Here is a 20701-nt window from a genome sequence, read left to right as displayed (position 1 = left end):
TGAGCGATTATTCGGGTTAAAAACTGATTCTGTAGATACCTCCTGCGCCGGGCAGTACCTCATTGTATTGTCCGTCAATAGGGGTCTGTACCAGTATATAAATACTGCCGCTTTTATCGGTCGCAAAAATGTTGAAGTTATTGTAAAGCGAGTTCAAATAATAAATGTCACCATCATATTCAAACGACTTCTTGATAGTAAAAACGCCTTTTTTGACGAATGTGCCGTTTCCTGTAGCAGTCCCTATGGTGTAGTTTGCCTGTCTCTTTTCGCCACCTGTTACAGATTGGTTAAACAATGCGTAGAAATTACCATTACTATGATCCATGCCGACAAGTGTACCCGGCAGTAATGGAGCAAGAGCTTCGTTCCAATCGGTCTCTTCTCCGATGTTGCCATTGGTTACATCACGATAGAACCTTTTGCCCGAACGTATCCCCACCGTTCTGAAACTGTTTGCTCCGGTGGGTATCAATTGTTTGAAATCAGCAGTAGAAGGAAAAATCTTATCCGCCATATTGTTGCGGTTATTCATGTTTTCGTCATAAGATGCCAGCCCGTAAGTACTGCCCGAGCCGGAGAAACTGCCAAATTCGGGAATATAGAGCCTCTTGTCTGAGCTAAAAAACAGGGCCTGCCCACTTGCACCATTATATACCTTGGCACTCCCAAGAAAACTGTGCTCTTTGCTTTGCAGGTTCAGCTTGAATACATTGTTGGCAGACAGCACTGCGGCAAAGATATTTCTTGCACCGTACAAATATCCGTCGCCGGCGGGGTATATAGCCTGAAGAATACCGGCCGGATTGTTTTGTGCCACAAGGTCATTCTTCATGATGGCATGTGTAGGTCCTAAAATATGTGTGACAGACTTGTTTGACAGGTTGATGGAAATAAGGTTGTCGACTGTTACAGCATAGAGCGTATGGTTGGCTTCATCTATCTGCATCGACCATACAGTACCATATTCGTTATTATTCGGCAATATCTCCTCGATGGTCAGGTTGCCTTCCACAATTTCAAAAAGTTCTTCGATGGGGATGCCCGCGGTGGGTGCCGTGGCGGTAATCTCCAATTCGGGCCCCTCAACAGGGTCTTTGTCCTTCCGGGCAACGGTAATCTTACCGCTTTCTGTACCATCTACCACCTTGAATTTGATTTCGGTGAGCGTGGCGCTGGTGATTTCCATCACCTTGTCGCCCACTTTTACTTCCAGCAACTGCGGGTCGGTGTCGAAATGTTTCCCCGTCAACGTGATTTCATCGCCCACCTTGGCGCTTTCCTTGTCGGCACTAGCCACGATGGGCTCGTAATGGAATGTTGTGGTGCTTTCGGCAGTAGCCCCCAAAACTGCTACGGAAATACGGTTATGCGCGCCATCTTCGGGTATGGTAACTTTCAGTTCTGTGGCACTGGCCGAGACGATATCCAACGGTACATCGCCCAGCTTCACCGTGTTTTCTTCTTTCAAAGCGCTGAATCCAGTTCCTTTGATGATTACCTCGGTGCCGGCTTTACCGTAATCGGGCGCGATTTCCGTGATGGATAGGTTGGCGCCCGGATTGTTGATCTGCGACCTCGGCTTGAGGTTCGCTTTGTAGTCTTTGATGGTGGCCGACCCTTTTGACGTAAACGTTTTTCCGTCTGCATCCTTAAAGGTGATGTCCCAATCGAACGTCAGGTCATCGCCGTCTATCTTCACGGTGATGGTACCCGAGACGGCAAAAAGCTGGTTGGTTTTGGTGACATATTTGACGTATACCGGGACCGTAAAAGCTCCCTGTGTGGTGGTGGCTGCTGTTTTTGTCGTAGCGAGTTTATTCGGTATCCCGCCCTTATCTTCGCTGACCGACTCTGATAGCGGGTTAGCGCCATTGAAAGACAGGGCAATCACGGCTGGGAAGTGTTGGCTGAGGCTGATGGTCTGTGCTTTGGTTTCATCCAGGAAGAAGACAATACGTTCATCTTCGGGTAGCTGTCCGCTGACTTCCAGCGCTCCGGAAACTTCACCCTCGTCGGCATAATACAGCGCTTGGAGGGCCTTTTCATCTAGGCTCAGGTCCCGTCCGTCCATTTTCATCTCCAATGAGGAGGTGGCCATGTCTTTCGGGTCGGGACCGGGATTGTCTTTTTTACAGCTGGCGAAAGCGCAGAATGCCAGGAGGAGGGGTAAATGCTTGTTCATAACGTCGTAAAGATTTATTACGCTGCAATATTACCTAGTTGATGCGCGCCGAGAAATAGGGCAGATGCCCCATTTTTTTCAATAGGGAGGGGTTATACCTTTGAAAGCAATGAAAGCAATGGAAATAAGGTACTATATCTATATGGCATTCGCACTAACGGTAACACTGGCCGGATGCAGTAAGCAGAGCCCCGTAGCCGATGGTCCCGTCACGGAAGAGGACGGCGGTGTTGTCCGCAACGGCGGGTCGGTAAAGACGCATGTATTCGGCGATGAGCTGACCTGGACCATAACGAAAACGTATCCGCTTGCGCAAAACCATCACCACCACGTCAGCTCCATCATGGAAATAGGCGATAAGCTCTACATGGTCCGGACATACAACACCGGCTATCAGGCTACGCGGACGCTATCTTTGCTAGAAGGTGCCGAATTTGTGAAAATCGAAAATTATTGGATTTACGAACCGCTGTACACCCAGGACTATATCCTGACGGCCGGTGCAGAATACACCAAGAAAACCGGTGTTTCTAACATTATCACCGCTTATTACGATGTGAAAAGCGGAAAATCATCGGTTTACGAGCAGGAGCATACGGACCTTGAATCGCCTGTATCTTTGACCTACGGGGTACAAGCTGATAACGACCTATTCTTGATTACCAAATACAACTTGGACGACCCCGCATACCTTTGGAAGTGGGACGACGCAACGAAAAAATGGATGAAGATTCTTGACCGGATACCCGATTCGGAGAACTGGACAATCGCTGTCGGTTGGGCGAAGGGCCTCGACGGTGAATTTATCCTACAGACCCAGAATCGCAACATCAGCACCCCCGAAGAAAACTTCTACGTGTTCCGCGATAATTCATTCCAATTGCTTTATAAACGCACAGGTCAGGAACATTATATGGGTATAGATGGCGCGAGGATAGTGGCTTTCGATAATCGGTACCTGTTTGTGGGAGATGGCGCCATAAAAGAAATCACATCGCCTACTACGACAAAGGTCTATAAAGCAGCGCTGACAGAAGACGGGTTAACCATGCTATCCGCACAGGTACATGGCAATTTTCTGTTCATTGTTGAAGGAAACATCCAGTCGAATGTGCCTATCGTGACTCATACCAAAGCCTACAACCTTGAAACGAATACGCTATATACGTTCAGCGGCTTGCCCACCGGGCCGGAGCAGCCCGGAGGGTGGTACTTTATACCAACAGACGGAGGGTTGGATATTATCCTGAACAAGAATGTGGGGGTGTATGCGACCGTCGGTGGAAATATGGCTTTTGATACCTACCGGTACACCAGCAATTTTGATTGGGAATAAGCTTATAATTTAGTGTTAATTTTGGAGTTGAAAAAATGTGATTACTTTCTGTACATTTGTGGTCTAACAAATTTTATATCTTATGAAAAAGACGATCAATCCATTCGTGTGGTATTGCATGGCATTACTTTTTACTGTTTTTGTCGGCTGCAAGAAAAGCAGCGTAGATGACGAAACAGCTACCGTCTACCTTCGCGTCATGAACGATACCGATAATAACGTACCCAACAACATACTTTCTGGTCCCTTTTCAGTAAAGGCCCTGCCAAACACATCCAACACTAATTTTGACGGGGTGGAGCGGGTGGCTGATTTCGGGACCATTGAAGTGGGTGAGACTTCCGCATATAAAGCCGTAAGCAATATGTTCTTGATTGAAATCAATGGAGATTCGTTCAGAGAAGACGGTTTCGGTATCAGTGCACCGCCATCTACTAAATGGACGATGAAAATAAGGAGTATACAAGAATCGGAAGGGGGGAATTACATATACGGTTGGGATTTGTCTGCCGATTTGTAGCCGTTAACCGCAGTTTCTGGGAATTTAGGTCGTATTTATAATCGTATTGGTTAAACTGATGTGTATTGCTAGCCCCAGATCGTTACCGCAAAGCGTATAACTTGCAACTCCCCGACTATTGCTCCAGCATTTCGGATAACTCTTCGATATCCATTTCACCTTGTTCGGTGATTTCGGTAAACTTCACCGTGACGGTTTCATTTACCAGTAATGGATCATACGGTGTGCGTACTTTTACATAATTCCGGCTGAATCCGTGCATGTACCCGTCTTTGATGTCACTTTCGAACAGCACGTCGCCTTCCTTTCCCAACTGGGTTTGGTAAAAGGCACGCCGTTTCTTTTCCGATAGGATATGCAGCATCTTGCTGCGGTCGCCACGCTGTGCGCCGGGCACGGCACCCTCCATCTGGGCGGCAATGGTGTTTTCGCGTTCGGAGTAAGTAAATACGTGCAGGTAGGAAATATCCAGCTCATTGAGGAACTGGTAGGTATCGAGGAAGTCTTCGCGCGTCTCGCCGGGGAAACCCACAATCACGTCTACGCCGATGCAGCAGTGGGGCATCAAGGACTTGATTTTCGCCACCCGGTCGGCATACAGCGCTCGCTTGTACCGCCTTCGCATGAGCCCAAGTATCCTGTCGGAACCCGACTGCAGGGGGATATGGAAATGGGGCACAAACCGTTTGGACTGTGCCACGAAAGCAATGATCTCGTCGGTAAGCAGGTTGGGCTCGATGGAGGATATGCGGAACCGCGACACCGACTCCACGTTATCTAGCGCCCGTACCAGATCGATGAACCGCTCTTGGCGCTCGCTACCGCGAATGCCGAAGTCGCCTATGTTCACGCCCGTCAGCACAATCTCCTTGATGCCCGAAGCGCCGATGTCTTCAGCCTGGCTCACGATGTCGGCGATGGTGCCGCTACGGCTGGCGCCGCGCGCCAGCGGGATGGTGCAGAACGTACACGAATAGTCACATCCATCCTGTACTTTCAGGAACGTGCGGGTACGGTCGCCCATCGAAAACGCGGGAACGAATACGTTCGTTTCGGCTATCGGTGCGTTATGTATAACCGGTTTAGTTGGCTTTGTTAAGTCACTGATATGTTCAATGATATTGAATTTCTCAGCAGCTCCAAGTACCATGTCTACGCCCGGTATTTCCGTGATTTCGCGCGGTTTCAGCTGGGCGTAGCAGCCCACTACCACGATGTAGGCATTGGGCGAATGGCTAAGGGCTTCGCGGACCACCTTGCGGCATTTCCGGTCGGCGTTCTCCGTTACCGAGCAAGTGTTGATCACGTAAATGTCCGCAGGGGTGTGGAACGGCGTGGGCGTGTACCCCGCATCTTGGAAAACACGGCCAATAGCAGACGTTTCCGAAAAATTCAGCTTACATCCCAAGGTATAAAACGCAACTCGTTTGCTCATGATTCGACGGGCAAAGGTACGGAGAAAACCGTAAATAACTAAAGGCTAGCCAAATTCTCCGTCAACAATTGCAGCTTTGCCTCCGCGTCGGCTTGCTTGTTCCGTTCGTTGGCCACGATTTCCGGTTTTGCATTCTGTACGAACCGCTCGTTGCTCAGCTTGGCATTCACGGATTTCAGGAAACCGTTGAGGTAGGCTATCTCTTTGGTAATCCGTTCCTTTTCGGCTTCCACATCGATCTGCTCGGCAATATCCACATAGCATTCGTCCTTACCCACGAGGAAACTTGTCGAACCAGCCGGTTTCTCCGTAGTAAAGCGGATGTTGGCCACGTTGGCCATTTTTTCCAGTGCCTCGGTGTACCGCTTGTAGTCCACATCCGATGTGGCGTTGATGGCCAAGGGCAAGGTGGTTTTGGGCGACAGCTGCTTCGCATTGCGGAGGTTGCGTATTTCCGATACCACCTGCTGCACCACGGCGAAGTCAGTTAGTACGTTGCTGTCGTATCCATCACTTTCCGGGTATGGAGCTACGATGCAGCAGTCGTGCGCGTCGCGTTCACCGAAAAGCTCGTCGTGCCACAGTTCCTCGCTGATAAACGGCATGAAGGGGTGGATGAGTTTGAGTACCGACTCGAAGAAACCCACGGTGGCATCAAAGGCCTCCCGGGCGATGGGTTGCTGGTAGGCCGGTTTCGCCAGCTCGAGGTACCACGAGCAGAAATCGTCCCACACCAATTTGTAGGTAGTCATCAGCGCGTCGGATATCCGGTAGCTGGCAAAGTGGCCCTCGATTTCGGCGAGTGCCTGGTTGAACCGATGGCCGAACCAAACGGCAGCTTCCCGCTGGGCGGATGAAGCCGTGCTACCGTCTACTTCCCAGCCCTTCACCAGCCGGAAGGCGTTCCATATCTTATTGGCAAAATTACGCCCCTGCTCGCAATATGCCACGTCAAACATCAGGTCGTTGCCGGCGGGTGAGGAGAGGAGCATGCCCACGCGCACGCCGTCGGTGCCGTATTGTTGCATTAACTCGATGGGGTCGGGTGAGTTGCCGAGCGATTTGGACATCTTGCGGCCCAGTTTGTCGCGTACAATACCGGTGAGGTATACGTTTTTGAAAGGGGGCGCGCCGCGGAACTCGTGGCCGAAGATGATCATGCGGGCCACCCAGAAAAACAGGATTTCGGGTGCGGTGACAAGGTCGTTGGTGGGGTAGTAGTAGCGGATATCCTCGTTGTCGGGGTACCGCGTGCCATCGAATACCGACATGGGCCATAGGCCCGATGAGAACCAGGTATCCAGTACGTCGTCTTCCTGGCGGATACCCACCGTGGTTTTGCCCTCGGTGGTGAACAGCGCGGAGGCTTCTTCTTCCGTTTTGGCAACCACCCATTCACCCTGTTCATTGTACCACGCGGGGATACGCTGGCCCCACCACAGTTGCCTACTGATGGTCCAGTCCTTGATGTTTTCCATCCAGTGGCGGTAGGTGTTGACGAACTTGTCGGGAATCAGTTTCACGTCGCCGTTCAACACATAATCAAGCGCGGGTTTCGCCAGTTCCTGCATCCGGCAGAACCACTGCATGGAAAGCCTGGGCTCGATGGCCGCGTCCGTACGCTCGGAAAAGCCAACCTGTGAGGTGTAAGGCTCTGTTTTTTCCAGCAGGCCGGCCTCGTCGAGTAGCCTGGCCACTTCCTTGCGTGCTTTGAAGCGGTCTTCGCCCACCAGGATTTCTGCTTTTTCATTGAGCGTACCGTCGTCGTTCAGGATATCGATGACGGCTAGGTTATGCTTTTGCCCCAGTTCGTAGTCGTTCAGGTCGTGCGCGGGGGTTACCTTTAAGCAGCCCGTGCCGAAAGCGATGTCTACATATTCGTCTTCGATGATGGGGATTTCGCGGTTGATGAGCGGAACGATGGCCGTTTTACCCTTCAGGTGTGCCCAACGCTCGTCGTTCGGATGGATGCAGATGGCACTATCCGCCATAATCGTTTCCGGCCGCGTGGTGGCGATGGTGAGGTAGGTGGGGGCACCGCCCGGCACATTTTTCACCGCATAGCGCACGTAGTAGAGCGTTTGGTTTACCTCGCGACGGATGACTTCTTCGTCCGATACGGCCGTGCGGCCCTGCGGGTCCCAATTGACCATCCGTATGCCCCGGTAGATGTACCCTTCGCGGTACAGCCGGATGAACGTGTCGATCACCGCATCGGAGAGGTCGGGGTCCATGGTGAATCGGGTCCTGTCCCAATCGCACGAAGCCCCCAGTTTTTCCAGTTGCTTCAGGATGATGCCGCCGTACTTCTCCTTCCACTCCCATGCATAGTCAAGGAACTGTTCACGTGTGAGGTCTTTTTTATTGATATCCTGTTCCTTAAGCATCGCTACCACCTTGGCTTCGGTGGCGATGGAAGCGTGGTCGGTTCCCGGTACCCAGCAGGCGTTTTTGCCCTGCATGCGGGCGCGCCGGATGAGCACATCCTGGATAGTGTTGTTGAGCATATGACCCATGTGGAGTACGCCCGTCACGTTCGGTGGTGGCATCACGATGGTGTAGGGTTCCCGTTCATCGGGTACCGAGCGGAAAAAGCCATTGTCTTTCCAATATGAGTACCATTTGTTTTCGGCTTCCTTGGGGTTGTATGTCTTGGATATGCTCATGGACCTTCTGCGTTACAGTACTTATATAGTACTTATTTAGGGGTGCGAAATTAGTGAAAGATAAGGCGTAAAGCAAATCCGATTCATGCTAGGATCAGTTTGGTCAAACAAGGTTCTTTGTTGTACAACAAAGGCTTGTTGTTATACAACATGGACTCCTTAGGTATACAACATAAGTCCGTTGCTATACAACATAAGTCCGTTGTTATACAACATAAGTCCGTTGTTATACAACATGGGTTCGTTGTTATATAACATAAGTCCGTTGCTATACAACATGGGTTCGTTGTTATATAACATAAGTCCGTTGTTATACAACAAAGGTCTGTCGTTATACAACAAAGGTCTGTTGTTAATCAACAAAGTTTCGTTGTTATACAACAAAGGTCTGTCGTTATACAACAAAGGTCTGTTGTTAATCAACAAAGGCTCGTTGTTAATCAACAAAGTTTCGTTGTTATACAACAAAGGCTCGTTGCTATACAACAAAGTTTCGTTGTTAATCAACAAAGGTTTCATGTTATACAACATAGGTTGCTTTGCAAAGTATTATTAACTTAGCCGGCGTCAGATCAGGCTCATGATATACGTTTTGTTCAGTGTCTTCTGTAGTGTCACGGTGTCGGTTATCCTTAAACTGGCCCGGCAGTATCAAGTGGATACCACGCAGTTAATTGCGTGGAATTATCCCATGACGGTAGGTTGCACGTGGCTTTTTCTGCGACCACAAATGTCGATTGAATTGCTCCGGGGTGCCCCCATATGGCAATATGCAGCTTTGGCCGTTTTGCTTCCAGGTATTTTCTTTGCGCTCAGCGCTTCCATCCGCCATGCGGGTATCGTGCGTACGGAGGTAGCCCAGCGTCTATCACTGTTTATTGCCCTCATTGCTGCCTTTTGGCTGTTCAATGAATCGCCGCAGGCAGGCAAGCTGATCGGTGTTGCCGTAGGTATCGGCGGTATCCTATGCAGCATCGGTTGGCACAAGGGTAAAAACCAATACGGACGCAACCACCGGACGTGGCTTTTCCCCCTAGTCGTTTTTTTCGGTTACGGCGTCATCGATATCCTATTCAAGCAAATAGCCCAGCACACCGGGGTGCCTTACACCACATCGATGCTGGTGGTTTTCTGCCTGGCTATGTTGATTGCATTTGCCTTCTTGGTATATCACCTCACGGTGGCGCACAAAAAATTCTCCGTGCATGCCATCTTTTGGGGAGTGGTGTTGGGTGGGTTCAATTTCGCCAATATCCTTTTTTACATGAAGGCCCACCGGGCGCTTCCGGACAATCCATCCATTGTTTTTACCGGTATGAACGTGGGGGTGATTGCGTTGGGTGCCCTTGTGGGTATATATTTATTCCGCGAAAAACTGTCGAAAGTCAATAAAATCGGGATCATCTTGGCCGTGATATCCGTACTGATAATTGCTTATCTGTGAGTTTATTTGAAGATACGTATAAAACCATAGCTGCGCCATCGGAGGGGCAGTTCAAAGACCGTGGTAGTAAGTTTATCGCTTATGCCTACCCATTGAAGGGGGAGGCGGCGGCAAGGGAGCTGGTAAGCGCGCTGAAGGCGCTGCACCCCAAAGCACGGCACCACTGCTGGGCGTACCGGCTCACGCCCGACCGCTCTGTTTTCCGCATCAACGATGACGGCGAGCCGTCGGGTACGGCGGGCAGGCCCATCCTCAACGCCTTGCTTTCGGCCGATGTAACCAACGTGCTTTTGGTGGTGGTGCGTTATTTCGGTGGCACGCTACTGGGCGTCCCGGGCCTTATCCATGCCTATAAGGCTGCAGCGCAGGACGCGCTGCAGGCGGCGGATGTCATAGAGCTAACGGTCAATGACGTGTATAGCGTAGCGTTCACCTATGAGCAGCTCAACGAGGTGATGCGCATCGTGAAGGATGAAGACGTAACGGTTCGGAAGCAAGATTTCGACAATCGCTGTGTGATGGAGCTGGAAATCCGGCAGACGCACGTGGGGAAGGTGTTGGGCCGACTGGAGAAAGTGGAAGGGATTGCTGTTGATTTTGTCGGAACGGCTTAATTGAATCAATCTACCGGCACATGCCCCTGAAAAAACTAAATCGCTTTATTGGGAATAACAGATTTAAATTTATCTTAGCGACCAAATTTTAAGATACAAGATACAAAAGCAAACCGATTCATGAACTTATTGAAGTTTTTTTCGAAATCATTTGCATTCACTGCTCATGCCACGTTACTGTTGTGCCTGGCAGCGAATGCGCAAACGCAAGTTTTTACCACGCCTGCCAAAGGCTGGGAGTCCGTGGGTAGCGCTACCGTACCGTTGTCCAAACAACAGGTATTGATGACGTCGCCGGGCGACGGTATTTTAGTCCATGCATCCGACCGGAAAGGGCGCCCCGAAGACCTGGTCACCGCTACCGCTTATGGCGATATCGAACTTGCGTTCAACTACCTGCTGGCCGAAGGGGCCGAAGCAACGTTGTATTTGCACGGCGTTTATCCTGTTACCTTGGCCGATAGCCGGGGCGTGGCCACCCCTACAGCCCTGACCAACGGCGGGGCAGCGGGCTATCCACCAAGACAGCAGGTTGGGCGCGCACCGGGGCTTTGGCAGCGGATGCATATCCAATTCAGGGCACCCCGATTTGATGGCAATGGACAGCAAATCGCCCCCGCGCGGCTCCTTCGGGCGGAACTCAATGGTGTGATTATCCATGAGGACGTACAATTACAGGCTCCCGAAAAGGCCAACGGAAATGGAAAAGCAGCGGAACCTGTACGCCTTGCGGTATCCCGTGGAGCCGTGGCGTTGAAGGATGTCACGATCAATAAACTGGCCGAAGCCGCAGATTCGCGGGATCGGAACGGCGCTGACCCGATCTTGGTTTCCGCGCAGGTAAACACCACCCTACGTAGCTTTATGGATGTTCCCGATGGACCGCGGGTGGTGCATGCGATTTCCGTTGGGCACCCGGCACAGGTCCATTATACGTATGACCTCGATAAGGGCAACCTGTTCCAAGTATGGCGGGGCGGCTTCCTGGATGCTACCCCCATGTGGAACAACCGCGGAAACGGTACGTCAAGGGTGTTGGGAAGCCCCGTCCATTTTGGGGTGCCGAGTCTTGCCGTAGGAAAACTGGTAGCCGCGGATAATCCATGGCCTGCGGATACGGCGGGTACGGGCTACAAACCCAATGGATACGTGCTGGATGCCCACGACCTCCCGACGTTCCGATACGTGATATACGGCCAGCAGGCAACGGATGCTATCCGTCCACTGACCAACGGCGAAGGATTTACCAGGACCATAACGGTCAACGGTAATACCGATGGCCTGTACCTACGGTTGGCCGTGGCACCTACCATCGTTGACCAAGGGAAAGGTGTATTCCTGATCGGTGACAATCGTTGGTACCTTCGGATAGAAGAGACCGGAAAGGCCAAGCCTTTCGTTCGGGACCAACCAACCGGCAAGGAATTGCTGGTGCCCGTAACCAGTATAACCCGTTATTCCATTATCTTCTAACTGTTGACCATGACTACGAATACTAAACATACATCTTATTTTAAACGAATCGCAGTGATGGCGATGGCGCTTACGGCGGTATTCAGCCTTTCTGCCCAAGAGAGCCCCAAAGAGGAAGATTATTTCCGGATCCGGAAGGTACGCACACCGGAGGGCATTATCCTGGAGGTGGGTGGCTTGGCCATGCTTCCCAACGGCAACCTTGGTGTCAGCACGCGGCGTGGCGATGTCTATATCATCGAAAACCCCACCAGTGGCAACCCCTACTTCCGTAAGTTCGCCTCGGGCCTGCACGAAATCCTAGGCCTCGCCTATAAAGATGGGGCCTTGTACTGTGCCCAGCGCGGCGAACTTACCAAGCTCGTTGATACGGACAACGACGGCAAGGCCGACGTATATGAAACGATATATGCGTGGCCACTGTCGGGTCACTACCACGAATACTCCTTCGGCCCAATCATTGCACCCGACGGGTCTTTCTTCGTGACGGGTAATGTGGCTTTTGGCGACGAGGAGTGGTGGCGCGGTGAAAGCCGCGTGCCTTGGCGCGGTTGGGCGGTGAATATCACCGAGGAAGGCAAGCTCACCCCCTGGGCTACCGGTATGCGCTCACCCGCTGGTCCGGGCCTGCTCAACGGGCAGTTTTTCTATACCGAGAACCAAGGTGACTGGATGGGATCCGGCGGCCTGTGGCAGGTGAACAAGGGTGATTTTATGGGGCATCCAGCCGGACTACGTTGGGCTGGTCTCCCGGGGTCTCCCGTTAAACTGACCACGGAGCAATTTGTCTCGAAAATGGATGAGCGCCGTGTCAAGAATGACCAGGGCCGGTTTATCAAGCCGGAAAACATCATCAACGAGCAATATAAGACAGCGTTCGATGCCAAGCAGGAATTTGCCGAATTCCGGTTGCCTGCCGTATGGCTACCACACGGTATACTGGGCATTTCCTCGTCACAGCCGACGGTTATCCCCGATGGGGTATTCGGTCCCTTTTCGGGACAAGTGTTGGTGGGCGACCAGGGGATGAGCATGTTATCGCGGGTGATGCTGGAGGAGGTAAACGGCGAACTACAGGGAGCGGCCATTGGATTCCGTAGCGGATTCCGGTCGGGCGTGCTGCGCATAACGTGGGCTCCGGATGGTTCGTTGTTCGTCGGTGAGACCAACCGCGGGTGGGGTTCTGCAGGCGACGCCAACGAAGGGCTTGAACGGTTGGAATGGAACGGTGAGATCCCTTTTGAAATGCAGACGGTGAAAGCGATGCCCGATGGGTTTGAAATCACCTTTACGCTGCCGGTAAATACGGCTTCTGCCAATGACCTTGCCTCTTACCATGTGGAAAGTTATACCTATAAATACCACCCGGTTTATGGCAGTCCGCCTGTAGACATGCAGTCGAATCGGATAAAAGGGGTGAAGGTTTCCGCAGACGGATTGCGCGCGCGGATCATTGTGGATAGCCTCAAGGAACACTATATCCATACCATCACACTGGATGGAATCCGGGAAAAAGACAGGTTTTATTCGCTGATCCACCCAACTGCCTATTATACATTACACAGCATCCCCCAAGGGCCGAAGTTGTCGATGAATGAGGTAAGCACCAAAGACAGCTCCATCCCCGTGGCGGAACCCGAACCGATACCAGCCCCCGCGGGGCCTTCATCGAAGCCCGCAGCCGGGTCGGCAGCGCCTGTAAAGGCCCCATCGGTAAAAGCTGTGGCCGCCAAAGCACCCACTTTCAAGGAGATCGAAGGGTTACTCGCAAAATATACGTGCATCGCCTGCCACAATCCCGATAAGAAGCAGATCGGACCTTCGTATAAGGATATCGCCAAACGGAAGTATTCAAACGAGAAAATCGTGGAGTTGATTTACAGCCCGCAACCCGCAAACTGGCCCGGCTATGCCACCGAGATGCCGCCCATGCCCCATGTGCCAAAGGCAGATGCACTCCGGATTGCGGCCTATATCAATTCGCTGGCCAACTGATTAACGACAGGTACATCGCCTGTTATTTCCTAATCCAGCTCCCGTACCCACGGGGCTGGATTTTTTTTGTGGCCAGCATTGCATTTGCATGTTCCGTATGGTTTAGCTATGTTTGAATGGATTAGATAACCTTTATAAGAAAACAACCCCTCACTAATGACGAAACTCATCAAGCATATCTGGCCATTGGCGATTGCTTTGCTGCTGATTTACGTTTTCCATCACGCTTGGGGAGTGTTGCCTCCGCTGGGTAAGTTGCTCAGTCCGTTCCACGGCTACTTCCAGAATACGGACACCGGCAGGGCGGGCGGCGGCAGCGAGATCACGCTGCGGGGTGTAACCGACGAAGTGGTGGTACGGTATGACGATAATGCCGTGCCGCACATCTTTGCCCAAAACGACGAGGACCTTTATTTTGCACAAGGGTATGTCATCGCGCGCGACCGCCTGTGGCAGATGGAATTTTATACGCTCGTGGCCGCTGGCCGCCTCACGGAAGTGGTGGGCGGGGCGGCACTTGAATACGACCGTTTCAACAGACGGATGGGCATGGCCCGCTCCGCGGAGGCTATTGCCGAGCGGCTGGCGGCCGATACGGTGGCTAAGAAGGTGCTGGATGCCTATGCGGCAGGCGTGAATGCGTACATCGCACAGTTGGACTACAAGGACCTTCCAGTCGAATATAAGCTGTTGAACTATGCCCCTGAACCGTGGTCGCCCTATAAATCGATCCTGATGCTGATGAACATGCGCAACACGCTCAACGGAGGCAGCAATGATGTGCGGCTTACCCACGTGCTGGCGAAGTACGGCCCCGAGGTGGTGGCCGACCTTTTCCCGAACTACCCGGCTATGGAATCGCCCATCGTGCCAGAAGGAACGGTGTGGGATTTTAATCCAATGGCGGTTCCGCCGGTGCCCCAGGAGGTCACTGTCAGCCCCGATAGCGGCTTGCTGGCGTTTTCGGTGCCGGCACCACGGCCCGAAGTGGGCAGCAACAACTGGGCCGTAGGGGGCAGTCGATCTGCGACGGGCCTCCCCATACTGGCCAACGACCCACACCTGCAACTTACCTTGCCTTCCATCTGGTACCAGATGCAGCTTTCATCGCCCAGTGTAAATGTGTATGGCGTAGCCCTGCCCGGTACGCCGGCCATCATCATTGGCTTCAACAAAGATGTGGCTTGGGGCGTTACAAACGTCGGTTCCGACGTGATGGATTTTTACCGTACGCGCTTCCGCGACAGCACATGCCGCGAATATTGGCACGATGGGCAATGGAAGCCTACGACCATGTATGTGGAAACCTTCACCGTGAAAGGGGGGGACGAATTGCAGGATACCCTGTATTATACCCACCAAGGGCCGGTGGTATACCATAAGCCATCCACAACCGGCTATACCGATAGGGTGCCCGTGGGCTATGCCATGCGGTGGGTAACGAATGAAACCGACGGAGCCGATGTGCTGACGTTCCACTACCTCAACCGTGCCAAAGACTACAGCGATTACCGCGCGGCGTTGGCGTATTTCACTGCGCCGGCGCAGAATTTCGTGTTTTCGAGCAACGATGGAGATATCGCCATCACCTCGAACGGCAAGCTACCGCTCAAGTGGGAAGGGCAGGGGAAGTACCTCCTTGATGGCACGCTGGCAGCACATGACTGGCAAGGCTGGATTCCGCGGGAACAGAACCCCGCGGTGAGGAACCCACCGCGGGGATTCGTGAGTTCGGCCAACCAATTCCCGGCCGATACAACCTACCCTTATTACCTCGATTGGAGGTTTGCCCACGCCAGCCGTGCCTTGCGTATCAATGAGCGCCTGGAAGCGATGACGACCGCTACAGCCGATAGCTTGCGAGATCTGCAGAACGATAATTTCAATGTGGATGCCCGGCGGATATTGCCGCGGTTGCTACGCGGACTGGCGACCGACGATTCCATCAGGCGCTCAGCGGAGTACGATGCCCTCGAACGGTGGGACTACCGCAACGACGCCGATGCCGTGGGCGCGACGATTTTCGAGAGCTGGCTGGATAAGCTGTGCGACGCGGTCTGGGCGGATGAGTTCCCGGGGAACGAACAGCTGCTATATCCAAGTCTGGACCGTACCTACCAGCTCATCAACCACGAGCCAGATGCGAAGTGGTTTGACAACGTGCTTACCGCCGATACCGTGGAAACCATCGATGCCATCATTTGCGGGAGCTTCCGGCGGACGGTAAGTGCCTTGCGCGAGCGGTTCGGTGAACTCTCAGCGGATGGGTGGGCATGGAGCAGTGTGAAAAATACCCGCATCATGCACTTGGTGCCGAATTTCACGTCATTTGGCCGCACGGGTATTGTAAACGGCGGGGGAAGCAGCATCGTCAATGCCACGTCGGGCACGCATGGTCCCTCGTGGCGGATGGTAGTGCAACTGGATAGTGAATGGCCGCAGGCGTACGGATTATATCCCGGAGGGCAATCGGGCAATCCCGGCAGTGTGTATTACGATAACATGATCGGCCGGTGGGCCCATGGTGAGTTGGATACGCTGCTGTTCCTGAAAACAGTGGATGAACAATCGCCGCGGTTACGCCGGCAGGTGGTGTTGAAACCGAAAAAATAAATCGATATGCTTTTCCTATTTATACTCGTTGCGGGCGCGGTATTGTCTTACGTAGGACCTTGGTGGGTCATTGCGCCGGTTTGCTTTGCAGGGTGCTGGTGGTTACCGCGGCATGCCGCAAGTGCCTTTTGGCAATCGGCAGGGGCCGGTGCCCTGCTGTGGGTGGGGTATTCCGTTTACCTGCATCTGGCTACCGGGTCGGGGTTGGCTGCGCAGGTCGCGGGTATCTTCACCGGGGGTGCACCGTTTGCCGCCGGTACGGGGGGGATGGTGCTTATGCTGGTGGTTTCCGCGTTAGTGGTGGCCTTGGTAAGCGGCTTTTCCGGTCTGGCCGGCCTGCGCATGCGGCAGCTTGCGCGGCCGGGACGTAGGCGAGGGGAATAAATACCTAATTTGGTGTATTGGACGGCTATCTATTTGTGGCGACCTTTGTTTCCTGAATCGATTAGGTAAGAAGAAATGTAGCTGCCATGAATTATAGAACCACTTTACTGATTTTAGCGGTAACCACTGGAAGTATCGGGGTCGCCAACGGCCAGTTTCTGGAGAAGCTGGCAAAGAAAGCGGAAAAAGCTGCCGAACGTACCGTAGAGCGTCGGGTAGAGCGCGAAGCGGAGAAAAAGACGGACAAGGCGCTGGACAAAGTTTTCGAGGAAGGCGCTAAAGAAGATACGAAGAAAGACAAAGGTGTGGGGTCATCTGCGCTGGCTACGATGCTTGGCGGCGGCAATATGGAAGATGTGCCCGATACCTATACCTTCTCTTACCGGGCCACGATGAACGTTGTGGACGACACCGAAACGGAAGAAGCCAATGTGTTGTATTGGCTGGAACCGGACGCCACGTATTTCGGTACGGAAGTGCAGGCCGGAGAGGCTTCCGGCCAGGTCGCCGTGATGGATATGGCTATCAAAAGCATGGTGATGTTTATGGATGACGGCAAGCAAAAGACGGTCATTCGACTCGACGGCAACCAGCAGATCCTCGACCAATACATGAAAGAGGCTGCCGAAGAAGCGACCGAGGAGGTAGCAGTCACACCGATTGAAAGCAAGACCATTCTCGGTTATCGCTGCAAGGGTTTCCAGGTGGAAACAGACGACGGGATTTCAAAGGTATGGATGACCGATGAAGCGCCGGTAGGGATGATAGGCGGCATGATGAAGTCTGAGTACCTTCCCAAGGGTTTACCGGACCTGGGCCCCAACGCGTTATTCATGGAGATGGAGTATGTACCCAAAACGGGGAAGAAGGGGAATGTGAGGATGGTTTGCACGGAACTGAAACCCGTTTCGATGGCCATCCATAAAAAGGAATACCAGGGATTGTATCCCCCTCGGGATACTAACTAAACCTACTTATTGATAGCATAAGACAAAATACCCCCTTTGGGGGGGTGCGTAGCCCGTAAAAGGTCTATACTTTTACACTCTATTGATTATTAACTATTTAAATCGAATACACGATGAATTATTTGAGTAAACACACCTTGCGTAGAACGCTGGTATTGACGATTACGTCGGTCGCCGTGATTGCGACGTCTATGAGCGGCTGTAAAAAAGCAAACCCGCTCGGGGTCGGCGGTTGTGATGATGTCCTAAAGCTAAGTGAATCTTTTTCAAACGCGATAAAGGCTTTTTCTGACGACCCTAGCGTGGCCAATTGCGATAAAATGAAAAAAATTGGCGTGGATTACCTGAAAGCCGCCCAAAATTGCAACTTGTATCCGGAGTATAAAAAGGCCGCGGAAGATGCGATTGCAGACTGGAAAGATATGGATTGCAGCGAATTTGCCGACAACTAAGTTTCGGCAAATTCGCTGGTCAGCGTCTTAAACACCGGCCTCTCGGATAACCGCGAGGGTTTTCCGGAGCCCCGTTTCGGCCACTTGTTGTAGGTCTTGCTTCCAATATTCGGGGTTATACAGTTCCAATGATACACATTTTTCGAAACCGGTGGCCTTGAGGTCGCGAAGTACCTTGGTCAATGGCAGGATCCCGTCACCGGGATATACCCGGTGGCTATCCTCCAACTGGCCGATCGCCGGTGTGGCGGGTGCATCAGCAAACTGGAAGATGGCAATGCTTTTCCCACTGATGAGCGGTAGCCCCTCAAAGCCCCCTTCCGAAATATGCATGTGGTAGGTGTCGGGTATGACCATGGCATCGGGGTGGTTGGCATCGAGTGCCACGGCCATCGCTTGGCCCAACGTTTTCAGGGGGAAATATTTGACGAAGACCAGTGCGGCATGTAGGCCGTAGTCGTTTTTTGCCAGTTCGATCAGGTCACGGTAGCGACGGGATACCCATTGTTGGTTATAGTTATCGCCAACCGTGTTCGGGATGGTCTGGATATGCTCGGATCCGATGTCGGCGGCCATCCGCATGCGCCGCCGGGTATCGGTGAGGGACTCCTCAAATAGTTCCCGCGTTGGCGGCAGTGCATTCCACAGGCCGATCACACTCGGCACGAAAAGCCCAAGGTCCCTGATTTCCTTTCCCAGATCCTTGAGATTACCCCCGCCCGCCTCAAATTCCGCCAGCTCGCCATCCCACGGCTCGATGGCATCATAACCCGCCGTGGCCGCAATCTTTACTTTCTCACGTAGGGACGCAGGTCGTACCGTTGCGGTGTCCAAGCAAATGGGCCATGGGCTGGTACCGTTCTGGTAGCGTTTTTTTATGACGGGTTGTGCGGCTTGTACGGCAGGGCTGGCCAATAGGGCGCCGGAAGCCGCTCCTAATGCGATGAAAGTTCTGCGATCCATGGATATCGTTTTATGAGTTGTTTAAGGCAATAAAGATAGGAATTAAAAATAAGTAAAATTGCTATGTTTGCAACATGAGCAACCGGTTACAACAGTTGATCGAATTTCTGAAGGAAAGCCCGGGGGATGCCTTTCTGGCGTATGCACTGGCTACGGAACACCTCAAGTTGGGGCATACGGAAGATGCGTTGCGGCACTACGAAGCGTTGGTGAACGACCACCCCGATTATGTAGGCACGTATTACCACCTCGGTAAGCTGTATGAGGCCCTGGGGCGGAAAGCGGATGCGGAGGCCATCTATGAAAGTGGTATGCAGGCTGCCCGTAACAAGCGCGATATGCACGCCCTATCGGAATTGCAAGGAGCGTACCGCCTGGTTACAGGCAGCGATGATGACGATGGCGACCTGTAACCTGAGTTCGATAACTCAGGTTGTAAATGGCAGGATGTCAGTGCCGGATTACGCTTTTTCCAAACAGATTTCGCGCAGTTTTCCCACAACGAAATCAATCTCTTCCCGTGTATTGTTTTTAGAGAACGAGAACCGCACGCAGGGCCGTTCGGTATCAGCGTGGATGGCACGTAGCACGTGCGACCCGATATCCGATCCGGAGCTGCACGCACTGCCTCCCGACGCCGAAATGCCCGAAATATCCAAGTTGAACAGCAGCATATCGGCCATGTCGGTACACGGGAAAGACGCATTGAGCACCGTGTATAGGCTGTTTTCGGGCGTAGTGTCGCCGTTGAACCGGATATCGTGGATGTGTGTTTTCAGTTGGGTAATCATGTAGTCTTTGAGACCCTGGATGTATTGCTGGTGGTCGGCCATCTGCGCGTAGCAGATTTCGAGTGCTTTGGCCAGCCCCACGATGCCATATACATTTTCGGTGCCGCCGCGCATATTGCGTTCCTGGGCGCCGCCATAGATAAAGGGTTTTATCTTCGTGTGGTGGTTTACATATAGGAATCCCACGCCTTTGGGGCCGTGGAATTTGTGGGCCGCACCGGTCACAAAGTCAATTTGCAGCTTGTTGAGATCATGTATATAATGTCCCATGGTCTGCACGGTATCGGAGTGGAACAACGCTTGGTACTGTTTGCACAGTGCCGATGCGTATTCGATATCGGTGATGGTGCCGATTTCGTTGTTGGCGTGCATCAACGATACGAATGAACGCGGGTTGTCTTTCAGCAATTGTTCAAGCTGTTGCAGGTCCACATTGCCTTTGTCATCCACCGCTAGCAGGCTAAGCCGGATGGTGCCGTTTTTCTCAAGTTCTTCAAGCGTATGCAATACGGCGTGGTGTTCCAGGGGCGAGGTGATGGCATGGCTGATGCCGTGGTCGATGATGCCCCTTACGATCGCCGTATTGTCGGCTTCGGTGCCGCCCGAGGTGAAAAATATCTCTGCCGGCGATACGTTGAGCAGCCCAGCAACCGTTTTCCGGGCTTTCTCCACAATGGTTTTTACTTGCCTTCCATGTGCGTGGATGGAAGAGGGGTTGCCATAATTTTGTTCCATCGTGGCTACCATGGCGGCGATGACCTCGGGGTCGATCGGCGTGGTAGCCGCGTTATCCATGTAAATGTGCATGGAGGCAAAGGTATAAAAAAAGCACCGAATGCAATCCGATGCTTTTTTGAAATAA

The 20701-nt window shown here is 52.5% G+C and carries 16 protein-coding genes; 11 read left to right on the top strand and 5 right to left on the bottom strand.

The genetic code is table 11. The features are described 5' to 3' along the window. Nucleotides 1-16 precede the first annotated feature (16 nt). The gene (locus tag ACEVG1_RS05235) at nt 17-2185 is read right to left on the bottom strand and encodes an IPT/TIG domain-containing protein (RefSeq protein WP_374742517.1); all 2169 of its coding nucleotides are present in this window, start codon (nt 2183-2185) and stop codon (nt 17-19) included. A gap of 142 nt (nt 2186-2327) precedes the next feature. Between ACEVG1_RS05235 and ACEVG1_RS05230 the strand changes: the two genes are divergently transcribed. Continuing rightward, nucleotides 2328-3521, top strand: coding sequence for a hypothetical protein (locus ACEVG1_RS05230; protein WP_374742516.1), 1194 nt, complete (start codon nt 2328-2330; stop codon nt 3519-3521). Between the two features lie 82 nt (nt 3522-3603). Continuing rightward, nucleotides 3604-4041: a hypothetical protein gene (locus ACEVG1_RS05225; protein WP_374742515.1), complete on the top strand. Its 438-nt coding sequence runs from the start codon at nt 3604-3606 to the stop codon at nt 4039-4041. Nucleotides 4042-4156: 115 nt separating this feature from the next. On the opposite strand, the gene mtaB is transcribed toward ACEVG1_RS05225, so the two are convergent. Together mtaB and ACEVG1_RS05215 are read right to left on the bottom strand one after the other, a co-directional pair. Next, nucleotides 4157-5476: a tRNA (N(6)-L-threonylcarbamoyladenosine(37)-C(2))-methylthiotransferase MtaB gene (mtaB, locus tag ACEVG1_RS05220; RefSeq protein WP_374742514.1), complete on the bottom strand. Its 1320-nt coding sequence runs from the start codon at nt 5474-5476 to the stop codon at nt 4157-4159. A 38-nt stretch (nt 5477-5514) separates the two neighbouring features. Then, a complete protein-coding gene (locus ACEVG1_RS05215) occupies nt 5515-8142 on the bottom strand; it encodes a valine--tRNA ligase (RefSeq protein WP_374742513.1) in 2628 nt (875 codons plus the stop codon). 580 nt (nt 8143-8722) lie between these two features. Between ACEVG1_RS05215 and ACEVG1_RS05210 the strand changes: the two genes are divergently transcribed. The 8 genes from ACEVG1_RS05210 to ACEVG1_RS05175 all read left to right on the top strand — a co-directional run bounded on the left by ACEVG1_RS05210 (nt 8723) and on the right by ACEVG1_RS05175 (nt 18085). Further along, entirely contained in the window at nt 8723-9586 is an 864-nt protein-coding gene (locus ACEVG1_RS05210) for an EamA/RhaT family transporter (protein WP_374742511.1), read from the top strand. After that, on the top strand, nt 9583-10200 hold the full coding sequence (locus tag ACEVG1_RS05205; protein ID WP_374742510.1) for a YigZ family protein: 618 nt from the start codon (nt 9583-9585) through the stop codon (nt 10198-10200). Before ACEVG1_RS05210 ends, ACEVG1_RS05205 begins: the two co-directional genes overlap by 4 nt. 120 nt (nt 10201-10320) lie before the next feature. Next, nucleotides 10321-11673: a family 16 glycoside hydrolase gene (locus ACEVG1_RS05200; RefSeq protein ID WP_374742509.1), complete on the top strand. Its 1353-nt coding sequence runs from the start codon at nt 10321-10323 to the stop codon at nt 11671-11673. Between the two features lie 9 nt (nt 11674-11682). Then, nucleotides 11683-13668 (top strand): c-type cytochrome, encoded by a 1986-nt coding sequence (locus tag ACEVG1_RS05195; RefSeq protein WP_374742508.1) that lies wholly within the window; start codon nt 11683-11685, stop codon nt 13666-13668. Between the two features lie 156 nt (nt 13669-13824). After that, complete coding sequence (locus tag ACEVG1_RS05190) at nt 13825-16281, top strand: penicillin acylase family protein (RefSeq protein ID WP_374742507.1); 2457 nt, start codon at nt 13825-13827, stop codon at nt 16279-16281. 6 nt (nt 16282-16287) lie between these two features. Next, nucleotides 16288-16665, top strand: a complete 378-nt coding sequence (locus ACEVG1_RS05185) for a hypothetical protein (RefSeq protein WP_374742506.1) — start codon at nt 16288-16290, stop codon at nt 16663-16665. Between the two features lie 86 nt (nt 16666-16751). Further along, nucleotides 16752-17633 carry a DUF4412 domain-containing protein gene (locus ACEVG1_RS05180; RefSeq protein WP_374742505.1) on the top strand — a complete coding sequence of 294 codons (882 nt, stop codon included), beginning with the start codon at nt 16752-16754 and terminating at the stop codon, nt 17631-17633. 113 nt (nt 17634-17746) lie between these two features. Beyond that, nucleotides 17747-18085 (top strand): hypothetical protein, encoded by a 339-nt coding sequence (locus tag ACEVG1_RS05175; RefSeq protein WP_374742504.1) that lies wholly within the window; start codon nt 17747-17749, stop codon nt 18083-18085. A gap of 27 nt (nt 18086-18112) precedes the next feature. Here ACEVG1_RS05175 and ACEVG1_RS05170 read toward each other — a convergent pair whose 3' ends face one another. Next, entirely contained in the window at nt 18113-19048 is a 936-nt protein-coding gene (locus tag ACEVG1_RS05170) for a sugar phosphate isomerase/epimerase family protein (protein ID WP_374742503.1), read from the bottom strand. Nucleotides 19049-19122: 74 nt separating this feature from the next. Between ACEVG1_RS05170 and ACEVG1_RS05165 the strand changes: the two genes are divergently transcribed. Then, nucleotides 19123-19461, top strand: a complete 339-nt coding sequence (locus ACEVG1_RS05165; RefSeq protein WP_374742502.1) for a tetratricopeptide repeat protein — start codon at nt 19123-19125, stop codon at nt 19459-19461. A 48-nt stretch (nt 19462-19509) separates the two neighbouring features. On the opposite strand, the gene ACEVG1_RS05160 is transcribed toward ACEVG1_RS05165, so the two are convergent. Beyond that, on the bottom strand, nt 19510-20646 hold the full coding sequence (locus tag ACEVG1_RS05160) for a cysteine desulfurase family protein (RefSeq protein ID WP_374742501.1): 1137 nt from the start codon (nt 20644-20646) through the stop codon (nt 19510-19512). Between the last annotated feature and the right edge of the window lie 55 nt (nt 20647-20701).

The sequence above is a fragment of the Parapedobacter sp. 2B3 genome (assembly GCF_041925275.1).
Classification (GTDB): Bacteria; Bacteroidota; Bacteroidia; order Sphingobacteriales; family Sphingobacteriaceae; genus Parapedobacter; species Parapedobacter pyrenivorans_A.
This window is presented reverse-complemented; position numbering and strand designations above follow the sequence as displayed.